The organism is Nocardia tenerifensis NBRC 101015 (assembly GCF_000308715.1).
GTDB lineage: Bacteria > Actinomycetota > Actinomycetes > Mycobacteriales > Mycobacteriaceae > Nocardia > Nocardia tenerifensis.
In genome coordinates this window covers 18,611-38,498 of record NZ_BAGH01000190.1, presented here as the reverse complement: position 1 = coordinate 38,498, position 19,888 = coordinate 18,611, and the positions used below count along the sequence as shown (strand labels likewise).

General features: G+C 67.4%; 18 protein-coding genes. 5 read left to right on the top strand and 13 right to left on the bottom strand.

All coding sequences use genetic code 11. The features are described 5' to 3' along the window. Nucleotides 1-10: 10 nt before the first annotated feature. A complete protein-coding gene (locus tag ON39_RS15745; protein ID WP_040734881.1) occupies nt 11-892 on the top strand; it encodes an amidohydrolase family protein in 882 nt (293 codons plus the stop codon). A gap of 28 nt (nt 893-920) precedes the next feature. On the opposite strand, the gene ON39_RS15740 is transcribed toward ON39_RS15745, so the two are convergent. The 8 genes from ON39_RS15740 to ON39_RS15710 all read right to left on the bottom strand — a co-directional run bounded on the left by ON39_RS15740 (nt 921) and on the right by ON39_RS15710 (nt 10,763). Continuing rightward, nucleotides 921-1,916, bottom strand: coding sequence for an aldo/keto reductase (locus ON39_RS15740; RefSeq protein WP_040734799.1), 996 nt, complete (start codon nt 1,914-1,916; stop codon nt 921-923). After that, a complete protein-coding gene (locus ON39_RS48815; RefSeq protein WP_157195479.1) occupies nt 1,913-2,086 on the bottom strand; it encodes a hypothetical protein in 174 nt (57 codons plus the stop codon). Before ON39_RS48815 ends, ON39_RS15740 begins: the two co-directional genes overlap by 4 nt. Then, nucleotides 2,083-3,714: an FAD-dependent oxidoreductase gene (locus ON39_RS15735; protein ID WP_083894475.1), complete on the bottom strand. Its 1,632-nt coding sequence runs from the start codon at nt 3,712-3,714 to the stop codon at nt 2,083-2,085. Before ON39_RS15735 ends, ON39_RS48815 begins: the two co-directional genes overlap by 4 nt. After that, complete coding sequence (locus tag ON39_RS15730; protein ID WP_051186671.1) at nt 3,701-5,347, bottom strand: MFS transporter; 1,647 nt, start codon at nt 5,345-5,347, stop codon at nt 3,701-3,703. Before ON39_RS15730 ends, ON39_RS15735 begins: the two co-directional genes overlap by 14 nt. Beyond that, the gene (locus ON39_RS15725) at nt 5,344-6,018 is read right to left on the bottom strand and encodes an HAD family hydrolase (RefSeq protein WP_157195478.1); all 675 of its coding nucleotides are present in this window, start codon (nt 6,016-6,018) and stop codon (nt 5,344-5,346) included. The genes ON39_RS15730 and ON39_RS15725 overlap by 4 nt, the downstream gene beginning before the upstream one ends. A gap of 29 nt (nt 6,019-6,047) precedes the next feature. Then, entirely contained in the window at nt 6,048-7,133 is a 1,086-nt protein-coding gene (locus ON39_RS15720) for a ScbA/BarX family gamma-butyrolactone biosynthesis protein (RefSeq protein WP_146250979.1), read from the bottom strand. Between the two features lie 234 nt (nt 7,134-7,367). After that, nucleotides 7,368-8,378 (bottom strand): alpha/beta hydrolase, encoded by a 1,011-nt coding sequence (locus ON39_RS15715; RefSeq protein ID WP_040734797.1) that lies wholly within the window; start codon nt 8,376-8,378, stop codon nt 7,368-7,370. A gap of 171 nt (nt 8,379-8,549) precedes the next feature. After that, nucleotides 8,550-10,763, bottom strand: a complete 2,214-nt coding sequence (locus tag ON39_RS15710; RefSeq protein WP_051186669.1) for an MMPL family transporter — start codon at nt 10,761-10,763, stop codon at nt 8,550-8,552. 101 nt (nt 10,764-10,864) lie between these two features. Here ON39_RS15710 and ON39_RS45920 point away from each other — a divergent pair, with 101 nt between their 5' ends. Next, on the top strand, nt 10,865-11,500 hold the full coding sequence (locus ON39_RS45920; RefSeq protein WP_051186668.1) for a TetR/AcrR family transcriptional regulator: 636 nt from the start codon (nt 10,865-10,867) through the stop codon (nt 11,498-11,500). A gap of 88 nt (nt 11,501-11,588) precedes the next feature. Here the strand turns inward: ON39_RS45920 and ON39_RS15700 are convergent, their stop codons facing one another. Next, nucleotides 11,589-12,248: an NAD(P)-dependent oxidoreductase gene (locus ON39_RS15700; protein WP_246002717.1), complete on the bottom strand. Its 660-nt coding sequence runs from the start codon at nt 12,246-12,248 to the stop codon at nt 11,589-11,591. A gap of 99 nt (nt 12,249-12,347) precedes the next feature. Between ON39_RS15700 and ON39_RS15695 the strand changes: the two genes are divergently transcribed. Continuing rightward, nucleotides 12,348-12,842: a MarR family winged helix-turn-helix transcriptional regulator gene (locus tag ON39_RS15695; protein ID WP_040734796.1), complete on the top strand. Its 495-nt coding sequence runs from the start codon at nt 12,348-12,350 to the stop codon at nt 12,840-12,842. A 23-nt stretch (nt 12,843-12,865) separates the two neighbouring features. Here ON39_RS15695 and ON39_RS15690 read toward each other — a convergent pair whose 3' ends face one another. Next, nucleotides 12,866-13,330, bottom strand: coding sequence for a hypothetical protein (locus ON39_RS15690; protein WP_146250977.1), 465 nt, complete (start codon nt 13,328-13,330; stop codon nt 12,866-12,868). A 335-nt stretch (nt 13,331-13,665) separates the two neighbouring features. Between ON39_RS15690 and ON39_RS15685 the strand changes: the two genes are divergently transcribed. Together ON39_RS15685 and ON39_RS15680 are read left to right on the top strand one after the other, a co-directional pair. Beyond that, nucleotides 13,666-13,995: a type II toxin-antitoxin system Phd/YefM family antitoxin gene (locus ON39_RS15685; protein ID WP_246002607.1), complete on the top strand. Its 330-nt coding sequence runs from the start codon at nt 13,666-13,668 to the stop codon at nt 13,993-13,995. Continuing rightward, nucleotides 13,992-14,399, top strand: coding sequence for a type II toxin-antitoxin system VapC family toxin (locus ON39_RS15680; RefSeq protein WP_040734795.1), 408 nt, complete (start codon nt 13,992-13,994; stop codon nt 14,397-14,399). The genes ON39_RS15685 and ON39_RS15680 overlap by 4 nt, the downstream gene beginning before the upstream one ends. Nucleotides 14,400-14,406: 7 nt before the next feature. On the opposite strand, the gene meaB is transcribed toward ON39_RS15680, so the two are convergent. From meaB to ON39_RS15665, 3 genes are read right to left on the bottom strand one after another with little or no spacing between them, the layout of a single operon-like run. Beyond that, nucleotides 14,407-15,561, bottom strand: coding sequence for a methylmalonyl Co-A mutase-associated GTPase MeaB (gene meaB / locus ON39_RS15675; RefSeq protein ID WP_246002605.1), 1,155 nt, complete (start codon nt 15,559-15,561; stop codon nt 14,407-14,409). After that, the gene (gene scpA, locus ON39_RS15670) at nt 15,558-17,888 is read right to left on the bottom strand and encodes a methylmalonyl-CoA mutase (RefSeq protein ID WP_051186666.1); all 2,331 of its coding nucleotides are present in this window, start codon (nt 17,886-17,888) and stop codon (nt 15,558-15,560) included. Before scpA ends, meaB begins: the two co-directional genes overlap by 4 nt. Then, the gene (locus ON39_RS15665) at nt 17,888-19,765 is read right to left on the bottom strand and encodes a methylmalonyl-CoA mutase family protein (RefSeq protein WP_083894473.1); all 1,878 of its coding nucleotides are present in this window, start codon (nt 19,763-19,765) and stop codon (nt 17,888-17,890) included. The genes scpA and ON39_RS15665 overlap by 1 nt, the downstream gene beginning before the upstream one ends. Nucleotides 19,766-19,888 lie beyond the last annotated feature (123 nt).

Sequence of the window (19,888 nt, the reverse complement as noted above, 5' to 3'; positions counted from 1 at the left end):
AGGAGTGCTGATGAACGCCGACGACAATACCTATTTCGCCGATTTCCGTGCCCGGCTCGGCGTGCCCGGAATCATCGACGTGCACACGCATTTCATGCCGGAGCCGGTGATGCGGAAGGTGTGGGCGTACTTCGACTCGGCCGGTCCGCTCACCGCGCGCGCCTGGCCGATCGCCTACCGCGACGACGAGCAGGTCAGGTTGAAAACGTTGCGCGGCTTCGGCGTTCGCGCGTTCAGCGCCCTGGTGTACCCGCACAAACCGGAGATGGCGGCCTGGCTGAACGGGTGGACCGCCGAGTTCGCCCGGCGCACCCCCGACTGCCTGCACACCGCGACGTTCTTCCCCGAGCCGCACGCCGAAGACTATGTCGCGGAGGCGATTCGAGGAGGCGCTCGGCTGTTCAAGGTGCACATCCAGGTCGGCGACTTCGATCCCGGCGATCCGCTGCTCGATCCCGTCTGGGGGCTGATCCAGGACGCCGCCGTGCCCGTGGTGATCCACTGCGGATCGGGCCCGGTACCAGGCGAATTCACCGGACCGGCCCCGATCGCCGCGCTGCTCCAACGTTTTCCGCGGTTACCGCTGATCGTCGCGCACATGGGCGCGCCGGAGTACACCGAGTTCTTCGACCTCGCCGAGCGATACCCCGATCTCCGTTTCGACACCACCATGACGTTCACCGACTTCTTCGAGGAAGCCGACCCGTTCCCCCGCCACGAATACGCCCGGCTCACCGCGCTCGGCGACCGCATCCTCTTCGGCAGCGACTTCCCCAACATCCCTTACAACTACAGCCACGCGGTCGCCGCGCTCGAACGCCTCGATCTCGGCGACGAGTGGCTGCGCGCCGTCTGCTACCGCAACGCGGCCGAGCTGTTCGGCGTCGATTAGCGCCCCCGAGGGAGTCCTCGAGGCCTGGTTATTCGCGCCCCGCCGAGACCCAGGTGAGGTCGGCCGACCGTGCACCATGGGTGCGTTCGGCGACCTGGTCGAGCCGTGCGAGATGCGCCTCGGTGAGAGAGAGCGTGAGGGCACCGAGGTTCTCCTCCACCCGGCCGACTCGCCGGGTTCCCGGGATCGGCACGACAGGCAGACCGTACTGGTCCCCCTGATGGTAGAGCCAGGCCAGCGCGACCTGCGCGGCCGTGGCGTCGAGCTCTCGGGCGATGTCGCGGACGACCGCCACGGCCTCGATGTTCGCGGTGAACAATGTCTGCTGGAAGCGAGGCAGGTAGCGTCGGAAGTCGTTGGTGCCGAGGTCGTCGAAACGCAGTGTGCCGGTGAGGAAGCCACGCCCCAGCGGTGAATACGGCACGAATCCCACGCCGAGCCGGGCGGCGGTGGGAACGACCTCGCGTTCGACATCGCGACTCCACAGACTCCATTCCGACTGCACGGCGGCGATCGGGTGGACGGCATCAGCCCTAATGAGTTCGGCGGCGGTGACTTCTGAAAGACCGATAGCGCCGACAATGCCCTCGGCGACCAACTCGGCCATCGCCGCCACCGTCTCCTCGATCGGCGTGTCGAGGTCGACCCGATGGAGGTAGTACAGGTCGATGACATCGGTCCCCAGCCGGTTGAGGCTCTCTTCCACACAGCGGCGCACGTACTCGCGATCGCCGCGCGCTCGGCGCGAAGAGGAAGGATCGGCATCGATGCCGAACTTGGTCGCCACGACGACCTCTTCTCGGCGGCGGGTGGCCAGCAGGCGAGCGAGGAGTTCTTCATTCGCGCCGCCGCCGTAGATATTGGCGGTGTCGAGGAAACCGATGCCGCGGTCGACGGCGTGGTGCAGGGTCGCCAGAGCGTCGTCGGGATCGACCTCGCCGTATATGGGGGTCAGTGCCATGGCGCCGAATCCCATGATCGGCACCCGTAGGTCGGCACCGAGGGTGGTGTTGCTGACAGTCATCGCGGCTCCAATTCGTCGTATTGACGGGCGAGATCGAGGAAGGGAAGGCCGATATCGGGGTCGACGATGTGGTACAGGCCCGGTGCGGGGTGCGCCGGGTCGTCCGGCCCGAAGATCCCGAAGGGTGTGTCGACCAAGGAACTGTCGGTTGGGATGGAGAGTCGGCTCATGATGCGGTCCCCGCTTCGGCGGGGTTCGCAGAGTCCGAATGCCGTCTCGTCGCCCCTGCCAGCTGTGCGAGCAGTCGATGGAATGGCTCTCGCGTCGTCGTGCCGGTGGAGACCGCGGCGATGTATCCGTCCGGCCGGATCAGCGCGAGTCCGGTCGAGCCGAGGTCACGGAACAGGGCGCCGTCGCGGTCGATGCCGATTGGCAAGGTGAAGTCGGCGTCGAACCGGTCGAGTCGATCGGCGATGGCCAGAGTCTGCACTCGCCCATCCGACTCGGACGCGATCACGGCAAGCTCGTTGGCCGCGGCGCCGGCCGCTATGACGAGCGGGCGTGGGTCCGCGAGTCGTTGACGCACGGCACCGGCACGCCCGTCGATCCAGATCGGATAGTGCCCGAGTCGTCGGCCCGGCATCAGACCGGTGCGTGCGGTGCCGGACGTGGTCAGCGGTGAGTGCCCGTAGTCCAGGTCGATCTGGGCGAGGCTCGCGACGATGCGCCCGGTAACGGGCCTGAGCACGCCGACCGCGGTAATGCCGCCGTCTCTGATGGCTCGATGCCAGGGCTTCCGCAGGGTCCATAGTCGTGTCTGAACGTTGCTGACCTTGCTGACCTGCTGAGCGACCGGTCGGCGCTCGACTTCGTAGCTATGCACCAGCGATTCGCCGAGCCCGTGCTCGAGGTGCGCGGCCAGCTTCCATCCCAGGTTGACCGCGTCCTGAATCCCGGTATTCATCCCCTGCCCGCCGACCGGACTGTGGATGTGCGCGGCGTCGCCTACGAGCACGACCCGGTCTTCGATGTACCGCGATGCCAATCGGCGGTGGATCCGGAAATCGCTGATCCAGTCGGCCTGCCGCACTGTGAACCGGTCCAATGCTCGGGCATGGAGCAGCGCGTTCACCGATTCGAGGGTTAGGCCGGCCGCCGGCGCGTCCGGGCCGGGGTCGAAGCTGAGGAACACGCGATGCAGACCGTCCGGCAGGGGGACGACCACGGTCACGCCGTCCGGATGCAGGTGATACTGCGCCTCCGTGCGAGATTCTTCGGCGCTGGTGAGTGCGCCGTCGACCAGGACGAACGATTCGGGGTAGGTGGCACCTTCGAAGGGGATCCCGGCGGCTCCGCGGACTCGGCTGTGCGCCCCGTCGGCGCCGACGATCCACTGAGTCGTGACCGTCTCGGCAGCGCCGCGATCGATCAGCAGCGCGGTGGTACGCGTTGCGTCAGCGACTTCGATACGCTCGAATGCAGTGTGCCACCGCACTTTTCCGCCGAGGGCCCGGTATCGCGCATGCAACGCGGCCTCCACGGCCGGTTGGGGCAGCGAGATCGGCATCGGCACTGTGCGATCAGCGAGGCTGCCGAAGCCGATGCGACCGATCCGCCGCCCCCGTGACCAGTAGGTAGCACCGTGTAGTTCGACCCCTTGGGCCAGGTCGTCAGGGTCGACGCCCAACGCCAGCAGTGACTCGTGCGCACCGCTCCATAGGACGAGTGCTCGCGGTTCGGTAGCGGGTCCGTCCCTGCGGTCCACGATGAGATGGGTGACGCCGCGGCGAGCGAGTTCGCAGGCGAGGGACAGGCCGGTCGGTCCTGCCCCGATGATCAGCACGTCACACGAGTTCATGCTTCCTCCGGTCCGCACGTTTTCTCCCGTCCGCGTTCGGCGCACTGCCGCCCTGGTCGTCGCCGACTTCTTCGGATGGTTCGGTCTCGGGTGCCGCCGGATCGAGCACGAAGTCCTTGCGGCGAATCAGCCAGTAGGCGAGCAGCGCCCCGACGAGAGTGACCAGGCCACCGACGGTGACCACGGTGTCGAACGCGTCGACGAACGCCATTTCGGCCGTCGCCGCGACCGCGTCCGCGGCGTCCGGCGGAAACCGCTCGGGCAACGACGCCAGCGCGCCGACGGCGACGGCGTCGGCCGCCGCATCGAGTTGTGCGGAATCCGCAGGCAGATCGCGGATTCCGCTGCTGAGCCCGGCAACGATGACGGCGTGCGCGACGGCGCCGAGCACGGCCACGCCGAGCGCGGAGCCGGCCTGTTGAAATGTCTCGTTGATGCCCGAGCCCATCCCCGCGTCCTCGGCCGGGACGAGTGCCACCGAGGCGTTGGCGCGGGGCGGATTGTGCAGTCCCATCCCGATGCCGGCGACGATGAACGCGGGCAGCAGCACCAGCCAGCTGCTGCCCGGGTCCGCCCACCGCATCAGCAGCAACCCGATCCCCGTGCACAGCAATGAGGTTCCGATCAGCGCGCTGATGGGCACCCGTGCGCTCAGCACGCCGCCGACCGCCCCGGCGACGAGCAACACGACGGTCAACGGAAGAAATCGCACACCGGTCTCGATGGCCGACAGTTCCAGGACGCCTTGCATCCACAGCACCGCGAACAAGATCACGGCGTTGACCGAGAAGTTGATCAGGAAGGTGGCCGCCGACAGCCCGGCGAACGAGCGGTTGCCGAACAACGCCACATCGAACATCGGGGCCCGCGAGCGCAGCTGTACCACAGCGAACGCGGCGAGCAGCACCACCGCCGCCGCGATCATGCCCACCGCGCTGAGCGAAGTCCATCCCTCGACGGGGCCGCGGATAATGCCGTAGACCAAGGCCAGCAGCGCCGACGAGAACAGAACCACTCCGGGGTAATCGACCCGCCGCGCCGCGGGCTTCGTGGACTCCCGCACCCGCGTGGCCACGACCACGAGCGCCAGCACGCCGAGTGGAATGTTCAGAAAGAACACCCATCGCCAGTCCACCTCCGTGAGCACACCACCGAGCAGTGGGCCTGCGGCGATCGCCACGCCCGAGACCGCTCCGAACACGCCGAACGCGGTACCCCGCTGGCGACCACGGAAGCTCGCGGCGATCATCGCAGGCCCCACCGCGTACATGATCGCCGCGCCCAACCCCTGACCGCCCCGCGCGATGTTCAACACCGCGGGAGCACCGGCCAGGCCACAGCCGGCGGAGGCGAGGGTGAAGACCAGCAACCCGATCGAGAACAGGCGTCGCCGCCCGACTCGGTCGGCGATCGACCCGGCTGTGAGCAAGAACGCCGCCAGCCCGAGGGCATAGGCGTCGATCACCCACTGCAAGTCGTCGAAGCTCGCGTCGAGATCCGCCCGGATCGACGGCAGGGCGACATTGACCACCGTCAGATCCAGGAACAGCATGAACGTAGCGAGGCATACCGCCGCCAGCATCCACCAGCGGTGTGGATCCTGGGCCTGGTCACGGCCGACAGCGGCGGTCATGAGCTCTCACCCGCACCCGGATTCCCGGCCACGACCGGCAGGGCGCCGGTTGTCGTGCGCCCGAACCACTCGTCGATCGCCGTGACCGCGCCCGGAGTGTCGACGAAGTGATGAACGCGCATTCCCACGGCCCGCGCACTCTGGCAGTTGGTCAGATCGTCGTCGACGAACAAACAGTGCCGCGGCGCGACGCCGAGCCGGTCGATGGCGATGTGATAGATCGCCTCGTCCGGCTTGCGCACTCCCTCATCGGCGGAGTTGACCACAACGTCGAACAAGGTGTCGGCAGGGACCTGGGCGCGCCAGTAGGGTTCCCATTCACGGACATTGTTCGTCAGCAACGCTAGGGTCCTGCCTTCACCACGTAGTTCGGCGAGACGATCGAGCATCATGTGGTTGGCGAACCGACCGGAGAACCACACCGTACGAAAATCGCGGAGGTCGATCGCGCGGCCGGCGACCCCGGTGAGCGAGCGGCTCATACGATCGAGAAATTCCGCCTCGGAGATCTCCGCTCGCTCGAGCGGGGCCATGATCGTCTCGCCCGCGGAGCCGGCCGCAGCCAGTGCCGCCAGCAACTCGGCCGGTTCGATCTCCAGATGGTTCGCGAAGTGACCGATCGTTTCCGCGATCGGGTTCGTCAAGACACCGCCGTAGTCGACGATCAGCACCCGCGGCGAGTCATCAGCCCGACCGAGCATCACTCGCCGACCCCGACCCGCGCGGAGGCGATCACCGTATCGCCTTGCACCAGCTCGAGCGAGACGACTACCCGGGAGCCGACCTGCTCGGGCTGCGTATCGACCATCCGGCAATACAGCGGCAGTTCGTGCTCGGCGAAATCGGTGAATACGACGTCGAATGCCCGTGGCGCGGCCACGACATTGTCGGGCAGCTCACCGACCTCCAGCAAGGCGCACACCGCCGCCTGCCGGAACGCCTCGGTGATCAGCATTCCGGAGATATGGTCGAGCTTGTGATCGGAGAGCGACGGGTGATCGTTGTTGACGATCACCTCGTACACCGCCGTGGAATCGTCCGTAGTCGCTTGCGCGACAACGACATTGCGGGAGTCGACGCGCGCAACCCGCTCCGGCGACAACGGCCGCGCGGTAGGTACGTAGGGCATATCGGGTAGCGCCTTCGCCGCCCGCCCCGCCGACCGCATCGCCTCGTACATCGGACGCGGCAGGAAGCTGAACGACCCGCGAATCTCACCGACCGGCATATCGTCGAGGCTGAGGTCGGAGCGCACGACCGCTCCGGTCAGCATCTCCTCGCTGTGAAACCGCCGCTCGAAATAGACGCGCATGACCAAACGACCGGGAGTATCGCCGACCTTCATCGCCAGCAGGTTCGATACCGACACCGCGGCTTTGCGGAAGATGAACGCCCACCCTTGCTGTGGAACACCGTAGTACTCGTGACTGATGAAAATCCCCGCCTGGCGAACGGCCTCCAGCAAGATCATCGGGTCATAGTGGTCGTCGAGCCTGTCGCTGTACAGCGCATGTCCTCGCGGCAATTGTGCCGCTACCGCAAAACGGTTTTCACCGATCGCGATCACATCGGTGAGGAAAACCTCACTGACCGCCTGCCTGTGTACGAGCCCCCGCGGAACAGTGCGATCGAAAGACAATCTGGAAACAATTCCAGCGGTCATATCCGTAGTTGCATTCATGTCTTTACCCACCCCTAATGAGAAGTCCAGTTCTGGACTGCTCGATAGTAGCAACGAGAGCAACCGGAAATCAATAGTGCCACACTCGATATCTCTGAAATACAAGTGAACCAGAATCCTTTTTCGCCGAGATCTGAAAACATCAAATCGGTGATTGCATTCCGTCGCCTCGGAAAACGACCCCGCCTCTCGCCTTCGACATCACACCGGCGGACAATACGAAACCAGGCTGCGACCTGTGACGGATTGCTCCGTCGCAGGTCGCAGCCTGGTTTGCGCTATATCTACCGAATTCGCGAATTCGCCCACGGGATCATCGGCAGAACCGTGCCGGTCATTTCAGATCGTGTCCAACCATAGATCGAGACGATCGTAGATGTCGGCCACGTTCTTGGAGTGGCTCATGTAATGGCCGGCCGCAGGGAGAGTGAATACATCCGTTCGGACCGATGAGTGGAACATTTTCATATGCTCGTCCCCCCATTGCACACGACTGTCACGCTCCCCGTACATGCCGAGCACCGGGATGGTGATGGTGCCGAGTTCGGCCAAGTCGACCAGGATGCCCGGGCCCTGGGTCATCATGTCCCCGCAGGGGTGCAAATTCTGTTGCGGCGCGGCGAATCGGAGTACCGCGGCATCGACGTTGCCGAAATTTCCGGCGACGAACTCTTCTCGACCCTGGTCGTAGTAGACGTATCCACCCGCGGCGGGATTATGTTCCGCGGGCTCACCCCCGGCAACGCAGCGGCCGACGGCGGCAAAGAACCGCCCGTAGGCCTCCGGAGTGAGTCCTTGATCGGCCCAGTCCATGACGATCAGGGAATCGATGTCGTCGAAACTGTAGGCCTCGATCTGCGCGATCTGGCCGCCGTTGGACTGTCCCGCCAGCGATACCTGCCCGAACGCGGGCGCCGGTTCGGGCGAGGCCCACCTGTAGGTGCCTGCCCGCAAATCCTGCACGATGTGGTGCGCCATCGTGGCCTGCGATCCGACACACATGGCATTGCCACCGGGCGCGTCGCTCGAGTCGTATCCCAGCCGATCGATCGTCAGCGAGGCGTGGCCCCGTTCGGCCATCTCGTAGGCGTGGTGGTAGCCGTCGATCGGTACGCGCCAATACCATTCCCCCGCGGCGATTCCGTGCTCGTACACCGTGATCGCCCCGCCGTGGAGCTGGTCGATCGGAGCGGTCAGGTGGCCGCGAACCGTGTAGGTCTGTCCGTCGGCGGCGCACGGCACGGCGGTGTCGTTGGTGTTGGTCACCTGAAATTCGACCGGGACGTCGACGGTGCCGCTCGGCAGCCGGGCCGGTGCGGCGGCAGGGTCGACGCTCGGCGACTGCGCCACGGCAGCCGGCGCGAGGGCGCCGGTGCAGGCCGTTACCGCAATGGTGGTAACGAATATTTTGTACGCGAGGTTCGCTATGGGTTTCACAAGGCCCCCTGAAAGTCATGGCAACGCATTCGTCGTGGATGGATATCGGTCTCGGCGGGCGGATCACCCCGGCACACCTGTGTGCTACTTCGACCGAACGGAGACAACATCTGTGGCGACCGGCACTCGAATCGGGTTCTCGTGCAGGCCGATCGCGTTGTGGAGGCGCCGAAGCGGCGCCGGCGCCCACCAGTTCCACGGACCCGCCAGCCGCATGAACGCCGGGACGAGGACCCCGCGCACGATGGTCGCGTCGACCAGCACGGCGAGGGCCATGCCGATGCCGAGCTGCTGGAGGAAGACCACGCCGCTGGTGGCGTACAGAGCGAAGGACGCGGCGAGGATCAGGGCAGCGGCGCTGACCAAGGGGGCGGATCGGGCGATGCCCCACACCACCGATTCCCGGTAGTCGCCGGTGCGGTCGAATTCCTCCTTGATGCGTGAGAGCAGGAAGACCTCATAGTCCATCGACAACCCGTAGGCGATGCAGAACATCAGGATCGGGATGCTGGCCTCGATGGTGCCCGTCGGGGTGAACCCCACCAGCCCGGAAAGGTTGCCTTCCTGGAATCCCCACACCAGCACTCCGAACATCACCGACAGCGACAGCAGGTTGAGCACGGTCGCTTTCAACGGCGCGATGACAGAGCCGGTCATCAGGAACAACACGGCGAAGGTGATCAGCGCGATCAACACCCCCGCCACCGCGAGGCGACCCCGGACGCCCTCGGTGTAGTCTTCGAGCATCGCCGGTGATCCACCCACCAGCGTCGTGAAATCCGTTGGCACGCTTCGGATCTGGTCGACGAGTTCGTTGGCGCCCGAATCCAGTTGCGCACGAGTCGGGATCACCTCGAGCCACGTTCCGGTGCCGGAGTCGCTGACGAACCGGTCACCGCGAACAGTCGGCTCCGGCGTGCCCTCGGTGTAGCTGCCCAGAGCGAAATCCACCCGCTGCACGCCCGGAACGCGCGACAACCGGGCTGCGTAGTCGTCGACCGCATCCGCCGAACTACCCGGAGCGACCACTGCGATGGCATCTGCGTCTTCGGTGCGGAAGTCGGTGCGGATGGTGTCGTACAACGCCCGAACCGGCTGTGACGCGGGCAGAATCCGGTCGTCCGGCGCGCCGAAGTCGACCCCCATAGCCGGTGCTCCCAGCGCGATCAGCACCAGCAGTCCCACACCGCCGCCCACGATCGGGCGCCGCATGATCGTCCGCGCGAGCCGACCCCAGCGCCCACCATCGGACGGAGCCGCTTGCGCATTCGCGTTGCGGCGGCGCAAAGCACGGGTACCCAGCAAAGTGAGCGCGGCGGGCAGGATCACCGTGGCACCGACGATCGCCGTCGCGACCACCGCTATCCCGGCATACGCGAACGACGACAGGAACGGGAACGGGAAGACGAACAACACCGCCAAGGAAGCCGCCACGGTGGCACCGGAGAAAACGATCGTCCGCCCCGCAACGGCGAGGGCCGCGCGCACCGCCTGGCCGGTGTCGGTGGTTCGCTGCATCTCCTCGCGGAACCGGAAGATGAGAAACAATCCGTAATCCACGCCCAAGGCGATACCCATCACCAACGCGATGTTCGCCGCGAACGTCGACACCTCGGTCAGCGCCGCGACCACACGCAGGACGGCCAACGTCGCGACCACGGAGAACAGACCTATCGCGAAGGTGACCAATGCCAGCGCCCACCGCCGGAACACCAACCACAGCAGTCCGATGACCAACGGCAGGATCAGCATCTCCGCGCGCAGGAAATCGGTCCTGGACTGTTCGGAAACGGCGCGGAACACTTGGTCGCTACCGCCCAGTTGCAGCCGCACCCCTGCCGCGGTGTCGTCGAAGGAGGTCAACGCCGCCTCGAGCCCGGGGAGCACATTCTTCCGAATCTCATCGGCGTCGCCCGGCGCCCACGCGAGCACCAGCGCCTTGGTTCGGTCCTCGCTGGCCAGGGTCGGCGACCCGGACGCGGTCCAGAACGACCAGGCGTCTTCCACCCCGGGATACCGTGCGACCAGGTCGGTCAGTTGGCGGCCGGCCGCGACCACCGCGGCGTTATCGACTGTTCCGGACTCGGCCGTGACCAGCACCGCGATATTGGATGTGCCGGTGTGGAACCGATCGGCCAGTAGCTGCTCCGCCTGCGCCGATTCGGCGGAGTCGGATTCGAAGCGACTCAGCGACAAAGCATCCATGGCCCCTGCCGCCACGAACGCCAGCCCTAGGAAGGACAGGATTGCCGCCGCGATGACGCGGCGCGGATAGGACGTAGCCAACCGACCGAACATGATCGGGCCCCCTTGGTAGGCTCATAAAGCGAGTCAATGCTCGCATTCAGACAGGTTCAGAATACGAGCCCCTGCTCGTGTTGTCCACCAGAGGAGTCACGATGACGAACCGGACCACACCACCGGTGCGTCGGCAGGAACGAGGACGGCGTCGCATCACCGAAATCCTCGACAACGCCGAAACCTTGTTCGCCGAGAGGGGATTCGAGGCCACCACGACGAACGCGATCGCCGAACGGGCCGGCATATCGCCCGGCTCGTTGTATCAGTTCTTCCGCAGCAAGGAAGAGATCGTGCACTCGCTCGCCGAGCGTTACGTCACCGAACTCGAGACCGCACAGGCTGCCGCATTGGCACTTCCACCTGCGCACGAGACCCTCCCGCAGTTCATCCACCGGGCCGTCGGAAACATGGTGGCGTTCAACATCGCCAACCCCGGCTTCCAGGCGCTGTTCGCTCGCACCGATATGAAACCCGCACTCCAGAGCGCGATCACTCCCCTCCAGCGCGCACTGGAGGCAGGTACGTACGCGGCGCTGAGCATGTTCGCCCGGGACAAGAGCGACCACGACATCGCCGTCTACACCCAGGTCACCCTTCAGATCACCCGTGGTCTGATGCCCGTGATCGCCGCCTCGGACCCGCCGAGGCGGCGACGGTTGACCGACGAACTCGAGACGGCACTCGTCGCCTACCTCACCCACACACTTGCGGCGACCGAGCCGAACCGTCCTTAGGCGCTGCACCGTGCGCGCGGAGACGTCTGCGAGTCCTTTCGAGCCGGTCGACCAGCCATGACAAGACGGCTCAGAGCGACAAGACGGCTCAGAGCGCGGCGACGGTGAATCGCCTTCGGGGGTGGGCGGGTTGCTCGGCCTCGTCGAGCAGTGCGACGGCGAAGTCCTCCATGGAGATCGTCGAGGTTCCGTCGGGGCGCGACAGCAGTTCGTCGGTGCCGAAATGGTAAGTGCCGGTGCGCTTTCCGGGAATCAGTTCGGCAGGCGGGCTCAGATACGTCCAGTTCGCGGTGGTTTCGGCGCGGCACCGGGCGAGCTGATCCGCGCAGGCCTGGGCGATCGCGCGCAGTTCCGCCGGGAACTCCGGCGTCTCGTGCAGGGTCGCGCCGTCGGCGCCGGGCACGAGCAGGGTCGACGCCCCGCCGACCACCAGCAGACGAACGCCGGTGTGCGCCAACGCCTTCAGCAGCACCGAGGTGATCTCGGGCAGCTCGTGCTCCTGACCGGCCGGCGGCCTGGTCGCGGTGATCACGAGATCCTGTCCGACACTGAGGGTTACGACGTCGTCGAGGTCGGCCGCGTCGCCGATCCGCACCTCGGCCGCGGCGGGCACGGCGCCCGCGCGGGCCGGGTCGCGGATCACCGCGACGACCTCATGGCCGCGGGAAAGGGCCTCGGCCACCACTCGGCTACCCACGTCACCCGTCGCGCCGAACACCGTGATCCGCATGTCTTCGTCCTCCTGCACAGTCGTCAATTACTTAGCCCTAAGCAACTTCGGTCAGTGCCGGGTAATTCCCCGGCGGCAGAGATACCTCACCGCTGAGGTATTCGCTACAGTGCGTGAGTGACCGATCACGTCGACCACGTCCTCGCGCAGTGGCGAGATCAGCGCCCGGACCTGGACGTATCCCCCATGGCCGTGCTCGGTCGGCTGTCCAGGCTGACGCAGCTCACCGGGGCCGAGCTGCGCAAGACCTTCACCGCGCATGGCCTCGACGCCGCGTCCTTCGATGTACTGGCCACCCTGCGCCGCAGCGCTCCCCCGCACAGCCTGACCCCCACCGAGCTGATGCACTCGGCGATGGTCACCTCCGGGGCGATCACCCAGCGCCTCGATCGCCTCGAGGAGCGCGGCCTGGTGCGCCGGTCCCGCAGCGAATCCGACGGCCGCGGCATCATCGTCACCCTCACCGACGCGGGGCGCGCCCTCATCGACGACGCGCTCCCCGACCACGTCGCCACCGAGGCGCGATTGCTCCGCCCGCTCACCGGCAAGCAGCGCGCGCAGCTCGCGAACACGCTCCGCACGCTGCTCGAATCACTCGGCGACGCAACATGATTCAACCCCCGCCGCCGTCACGCTCAGACGGCAGGCAGTGCGGCGACGAGGCTGCGGATGTAGTTGACGCGCCGCTCGGTGTCGAACACCTGCGCGCGGTCGGTGATCTTGACCTGGGTCGCGTAGTAGAAGCCCTCGCGCTGCACGCTCACCTGGACGAAACCCTGGATCTTCTCCTCCTTCACCGCCAGGAACAGCAACCCGAGCAGGCAGAAGACCATCAGCAGCACGGCGAGCACGATCGCGTAGGACGGGATGCGCTGGCTGACGCTGGTCTGGTCGGTGACGATCCACGTCGTCCCCGCCAGCGGCTGCTGCCCGGACGGCGTCATGACCCGGGTCGCCGTGCATCCGATATCGCCGACGGTCACCAGCACCGGCTCCGCAGCGATCGGATTGTGCTGCGGCGGAGGCGGTTCCGGCCCGGACACCCACTGCGGCCGCGCCCTCGCGGGTTCGGACGGCCGACCGAACGCTTCCTCGGACATCGCCAGCGCCTCCTTCGCCGTGCGGAAGGACGGATTCCCCCCGCAGCACATCGGCCGACGAGTCCTCGTCGCCGCGTGGTCGCCGGCTGAGGAACATTCCAATTTACTACTCGTCAATGCGGGTCGACAACCAGTTGATAGTGAGCAATTTTCACCGGATGCGGCCATTGCCCAGGTAAAACGCCCGGAGCGAGCGGCCGAGACGACGAGCATGCCGCCCCCGTCGACCGGCGGGCGATCGATGAGCGGTCGCTCCGCAGACCGTACGGCGGACTGGCAGAGCCGCCGCAGCGAGGGGCTCGACATCGTGGGGAGGCTATGTCTAGACTGTCCAGATGGGGACAATGATGCTAGAACAGGAGACCGATATCGTGCAGTGGCAGGTACAGGAGGCGAAGCAACGATTCTCCGAGGTGCTACGGGCCGCGGAGTCCAACGGGCCGCAGACCATCACCCGGCACGGTGACGCCGTGGCCGTGGTCATCGACATCGATGAATACCGCCGGCTGATGCGGCCCGACATCAGCTTCGTCGACCATCTGCTCGTGAAGTTCTCCGGCCTCGGCGACGAGGTGGCCGACGTACTCGACGAGGTCGAGCGGGAACGGGAGCTGAGCAGGCCGCGCGAGGTCGACCTCTTCGACGGCACGGCGGAGTCGTCGTGAGCTACCTCCTCGACACCAACGTCCTGTCGGAGGTCATGCGGCCCAAACCCGCTGCGGCCGTTGTCGAATGGTTCGATCGGGCACGCCGGGCCGACCAGTGGCTCAGCGTCATCACCCTCGGCGAACTGCGCCGAGGCGTCGCGCTGCTACGGCACCGAGGCGCGATGGCGCGCGCGGACACGTTCGAGCAGGCGATCGGCGACATCGAGGCCAGACACGGCGACCGCATCCTGCCGGTCACCACCGAGATCGCCCGGCGGTGGGCCCGGATCAGCGTGCACTCGATCGACATGGCCGACGGGCTCATCGCGGCGACCGCGCTGGCGCACGGGCTCGCCGTGGTCACCCGCAATGTGAAGCACTTCGAGGAGACCGGGGCGGTGGTGATCAACCCCTTCGGATGAGCGCGGGTCAGTGGGTGTCGAAGGCGCGAAGAAGCTCCTCCGCGGCGAGTGCCGCGGTCAGGGTTCCCTCGCGCACCTGCTTCTCCACTTGCGCGCGAACGGCTTTCACCCGCGGATTGTCGGCCAGGCGGCGCAGGAGCTGATCGTGCACCATGGTCCAGGTCCAGTCGATCTGCTGACGGCGACGCTTCTCGTCGAACTCGCCGGCATCGGTCAGCACCCGGCGGTGTTCGAGCACCGTGTCCCAGAACTTGTCGAGCCCCAGCCCCTCCAGCCCGCTCATGGTGAGCACCGGCGGTCGCCACAGCGCATCGTGCGGATGGATCAGGCGCAGCGCGCCCGCGAGCTCGCGGGCGGCCGACTTGGCCTCCATCTCGTGCTTGCCGTCGGCCTTGTTGACCGCGACCAGATCGGCGAGTTCCAGCACGCCTTTCTTGATGCCCTGCAACTGATCCCCGGTGCGCGCCAGCGTGAGGAAGCAGAAGACGTCGACCATGTTCGCTACGGTGACCTCGGACTGGCCGACGCCGACGGTCTCCACCAGGATCACGTCGTACCCGGCGGCCTCGAGCAGCACGATGGTCTCGCGGGTCGCCTTCGCCACGCCGCCGAGCGTGCCCGCCGTCGGCGACGGGCGGATGTAGGCGTTGCGCTCCACCGACAGTCGCGCCATCCGCGTCTTGTCCCCGAGGATCGAGCCGCCCGTCCGGGTGGACGACGGATCGACCGCGAGCACCGCGACTCGGTGCCCCTTGCCGATCAGATCCATCCCGAGCGCGTCGATGAACGTCGACTTGCCGACGCCCGGAACACCGGTGATGCCAACACGATTCGACACCGTCGCGGTCTCGGAACTGTGCGCGTCCGGCGTCAGTCGCAACAGCAGCCGCTGCGCCAGATCCCGGTGATCCGCGCGCGTCGACTCCACCAGGGTGATCGCCCGCGCGAGGGCCGCCCGCTCCCCCGAGCGCACCGCCTCGGCCAGCGCGTCGACATCGATCGCGCGCCGCCGGGAGCCGCCGGTGTTCTGCGATACCGGCTGTGCGCCAACGCTATTCGAGACAGAGGGCGCGCCGGGTCGACCTTCCGCGCCGGTCCGGCCTTCCGCGGACGTGTCGCGCGGAAGGCCGGCCGATGGGACGACGGAGTCGTGCTCGCTCATTCGGCCCCGGCGGAATCCCCGGCGCCACCGTCGCTTTCGGGCGACAGCTCCGCGTGCCCGAGCTCACCGGCGAGCTTCTTCAGCAGATCGATCGCGGCGTCGGCGATGACGGTGCCGGGCGGGAAGATCGCCGCGGCGCCCGCCTCGTAGAGCGCGTCGAAGTCACCGGGCGGGATGACGCCGCCGACGATGACCATGATGTCGGGTCGCCCCGCCTCGGCCAGCGCCTGCCGCAGGGCGGGCACCAGCGTGAGGTGCCCCGCCGCCAGCGAGGACACACCGACCACGTGCACGTCGTTGTCCGCCGCCTGCTGCGCCACCTCCTCGGGCGTCTGGAACAGCGGGCCCACGTCGACGTCGAAGCCGAGATCGGCGAAGGCGGTGGCGATCACCTTCTGCCCTCGGTCGTGCCCGTCCTGCCCCATCTTCGCGACGAGGATGCGCGGGCGACGGCCTTCCGCCTCGGCGAACTCCTCGACGAGATCGCTCGCCCTGGTGATGTTGCTGACCTTCCCTGCCTCGTCGCGGTACACACCGGACAGGGTACGGATCTCGGCCTGGTGCCTGCCGTACACCTTCTCCAGCGCGTCGGAGATCTCGCCGACCGTGGCCTTTGCGCGGGCCGCGTCGATGGCGAGCGCCAGCAGGTTGTTGGCCATGCCGCCCTCGGAAGACGCTGCGGCGCGGGCCAATTCGGCCAGCGCGCGCTCCACCGCGGCCGGGTCGCGATCGGCGCGCAGCTGCCGCAGCTTCTCGATCTGCTCGGCGCGCACCCGCGAGTTCTCGACCTTGAGGACCTCGACCTGCTGGTCCTCCTCGGCCTGGTACTTGTTGACGCCGAGCACCGGCTGCTGCCCGGTGTCGATGCGCGCCTGCGTGCGCGCGGCGGCCTCCTCGATGCGCAGCTTCGGGATGCCCTCGCCGATCGCCTGCGCCATCCCGCCGTGCGCCTCCACCTCGGCGATGTGCGCGCGGGCCCGGTTGGCGAGCTGATGGGTCAGCCACTCGACGTAATACGAACCGCCCCAAGGGTCTACCGGCCGGGTCGTCTTCGACTCCTGCTGGATGAGCAGCTGAGTGTTGCGCGCGATGCGGGCGGAGAAGTCCGTCGGCAGCGCGAGCGCCTCGTCGAGGGCGTTGGTGTGCAGCGACTGGGTGTGCCCCTGGGTCGCGGCCATCGCCTCGATGCAGGTGCGCGCGACATTGTTGTACGCGTCCTGCGCGGTGAGCGACCAGCCGGAGGTCTGCGAATGAGTGCGCAGGGACAGCGATTTCGCGCTCTTCGGCTCGAACTTCGCGACCAGCTCGCTCCAGAGCAGCCGGCCCGCCCGCAGCTTGGCGACCTCCATGAAGAAGTTCATGCCGATGGCCCAGAAGAACGACAGCCGCGGCGCGAACTCGTCCACCGCCATGCCCGCGTCGATGCCGGCCCGGATGTACTCGACGCCGTCGGCGAGGGTGTAGGCCAGCTCCAGGTCGGCGGTCGCGCCCGCTTCCTGAATGTGGTAGCCGGAGATGGAGATCGAGTTGAACTTCGGCATCTTGGCGCTGGTGTAGGCGAAGATGTCGGAGATGATCCGCATGGAGGGCTTGGGCGGATAGATATAGGTGTTGCGGACCATGAACTCCTTCAGAATGTCGTTCTGAATGGTTCCGGCCAGCTGCTCCGGCGCGACGCCCTGCTCCTCCGCGGCGACGACGTACAGCGCGAGGATCGGCAGCACCGCGCCGTTCATCGTCATCGACACGCTGACCTGGTCGAGCGGGATGTGGTCGAACAGCTGACGCATGTCGAGGATGGAGTCGATGGCGACCCCGGCCATGCCGACGTCGCCCTGCACGCGCGGATGATCGGAGTCGTAGCCGCGGTGCGTGGCGAGGTCGAAGGCGACTGAGAGGCCCTTCTGCCCGGCCTGAAGGTTGCGGCGGTAGAAGGCATTCGAGTCCGCGGCGGTGGAGAAGCCCGCGTACTGGCGGATGGTCCACGGCTGGTTGACGTACATCGTCGGGTAGGGGCCGCGCACGAACGGCGCGACGCCGGGCACGCTGTCGAGCGGATAGCCTTCGGCGACAACGGCATCCCGATCGGCCTTGGTGAACACCGGTGGCACGTCGATGCCTTCGGGCGTCGACCACATCAGCTGTTGGGGCGTCTGATGGTTGGCCGTCGCGGCTTCGCGCAGGTAGGCGTCGACCTGCGCGGAGTCCACGGCCGCGCGTTCGGGGGCGTGCTCGGTCAGCGGCACCTCGGCGAAACTGCCTACCAGGTGCTGGATCCGGCCCGGTTCGTGCGTATGGCCTTGTTCGTGCGTGTGACTCAGTGTCATCAGGCTCCCACCTTCTCCAACAGGCCCGACAGCGCGGCGACCGCGTCGATTTTCGCCGCGAGGAATCCGTCGGGGCGCTGCGCGTCCTCGAGCTCGGCGACCGCCTTCGCGGCGCCCGCCAGCAACACCGTCTCCACTCCGGCGGCGCGCAATTGCTCCACCGCCGCACCGGCTTCCGCGCCGTAGCGCTTGTCCGAACCGCACAGCACCGCGATCGGCGCGCCGGCCTCGGTCGCCGCGGCGGCGATCGTGTCCACGGTCAACGGCCCGGGATTGACGGACTCGATGCCGCCGGAGGCGAGCAGGTTCGCGATGAACGTCACCCGAACATTGTGTTCGGCAACCGATCCCAGCGGCACCAGCAGCGCCTTCGGCCGCGCGCCGTGCTCGGCCAGATAGGTGTCGGAGCGGTTGCGCAGCGCCTCGAATGTCGCGCCGTAGCGCGCGATCCGGTCCGCGCGCCGCGCTTGCTCGGACAGCGGCGGCTCGGCCAGGTTCGGGAACTCGTTGACCCCGGTCACCGACGTCTTGCGGTGTGCCACATCGGTATCGCGCGCCGCCCGCGTCGCCGCGACGCGCTCGGCGAGCAGCCCGGAGTCGAGCGCGGCGGAATACCCGCCTTCGGCCTCGATCTCCTGCATGAACTCCCACGCCTTGGCCGCGAGCGCGTCGGTCAGCTCCTCGACATACCAGGAACCCGCGGCGGGGTCCTGCACGAAGCCGAGGTGCGACTCCTCGAGCAGCAGCAGCTGGGTGTTGCGAGCCATGCGGTCCGCGAACGACTTCGAGACGCCGAGCTCCCCGGCCGGCAGCGCCGAGTCGAACGGCAGCACGGTCACCGCGTCCGCGCCGCCGACGCCCGCGCCGAACGCGGCGAGGGTGGTGCGGAGCAGGTTCACCCACGGGTCGCGCTGGGTCATCATGGCCGCGGAGGTCACCGCGTGCTGGGGCGCGCCGCCGAAATCCGGTGCGCCGCAGACGTGCGCGACCCGGGCCCAGAGTCGGCGCGCGGCACGGAATTTGGCGACCGTGGCGAACTGGTCGTCGGTCGCGGCGAAGCGGAAGGTCAACTGCCCCAATGCCGCCGCGATGTCCAGCCGCTCGGTGAGCGCGCGCAGGTAGGCCAGTCCGGCGGCGATCGAGGCGCCGAGCTCCTGGGCGTCGGAGGCGCCTGCGTTGTGGAATGCCGTGCCGTCCACGGTGATCGCGCACACCGTCTCGGCGCGGGCGACCGCGCCGGCGGCCAGCGTCACCGTCTCCGCGAGCCCGATATTGGCGGCGTCGGCGAATCGGCTGGTGAGCGGCGCGGCACCGAGGCAGACCTGAATGTCCTTGCGGGAGGCCGTGTCATAGCCGTCGAGCGCGGCGTAGACCCGCTCGGCCGCCTCGGCCGTCGCGGCGCCCGCGTCCAGGGCCAGCGGCGCGAGGTCGAACAGCAGGCCGGACAGCGCGGCAGGCAGGTCGGCCACCGGCACGCCGCGCTCGCCCGCGCCGAGCCACACGGCGCTGACCCCGTTGCCGAGTGCGGCCAGGATCTCCCTGTTGACCTCGGCCGCGTCCGGGCCCGCGAAGTGGGCGCTGACGTACCAGCCCCGGTGGACGTCGCGGGTGGCGTCGCCGCCGCGGACGAACGGAAAGGCCCCCGGCAGCGGGTGCTCGGGCAGTTCGTCCCTGCGCGTGTACAGCGGGGCGACGGTCAGCCCGTCGTAGGTCGTCTCATCGAGCAAATGCTCTGGTTCGTCCGGCAACTCGGCGATCTCGACCCGCCGGACCTTCGCCAGTACCCCGGCCACGCCCTTGCGCCACTCGGAGAACTGCGGCACCGGGTCCGCGCCCGCGGGCGCCGCTCCCGGTCCAGGCTCTGAAGCAATCGGCATAGCTTGCGTTCCTCTTCCACTCGACTGCAGGCGCACCCGTGGTGTGTGCCAAAACCGCCGCATTCGCCCAGTTCAGCGACCACTTTGGTTAACGAGCATTCGTCCCGTTTCTTCTGATGCTAG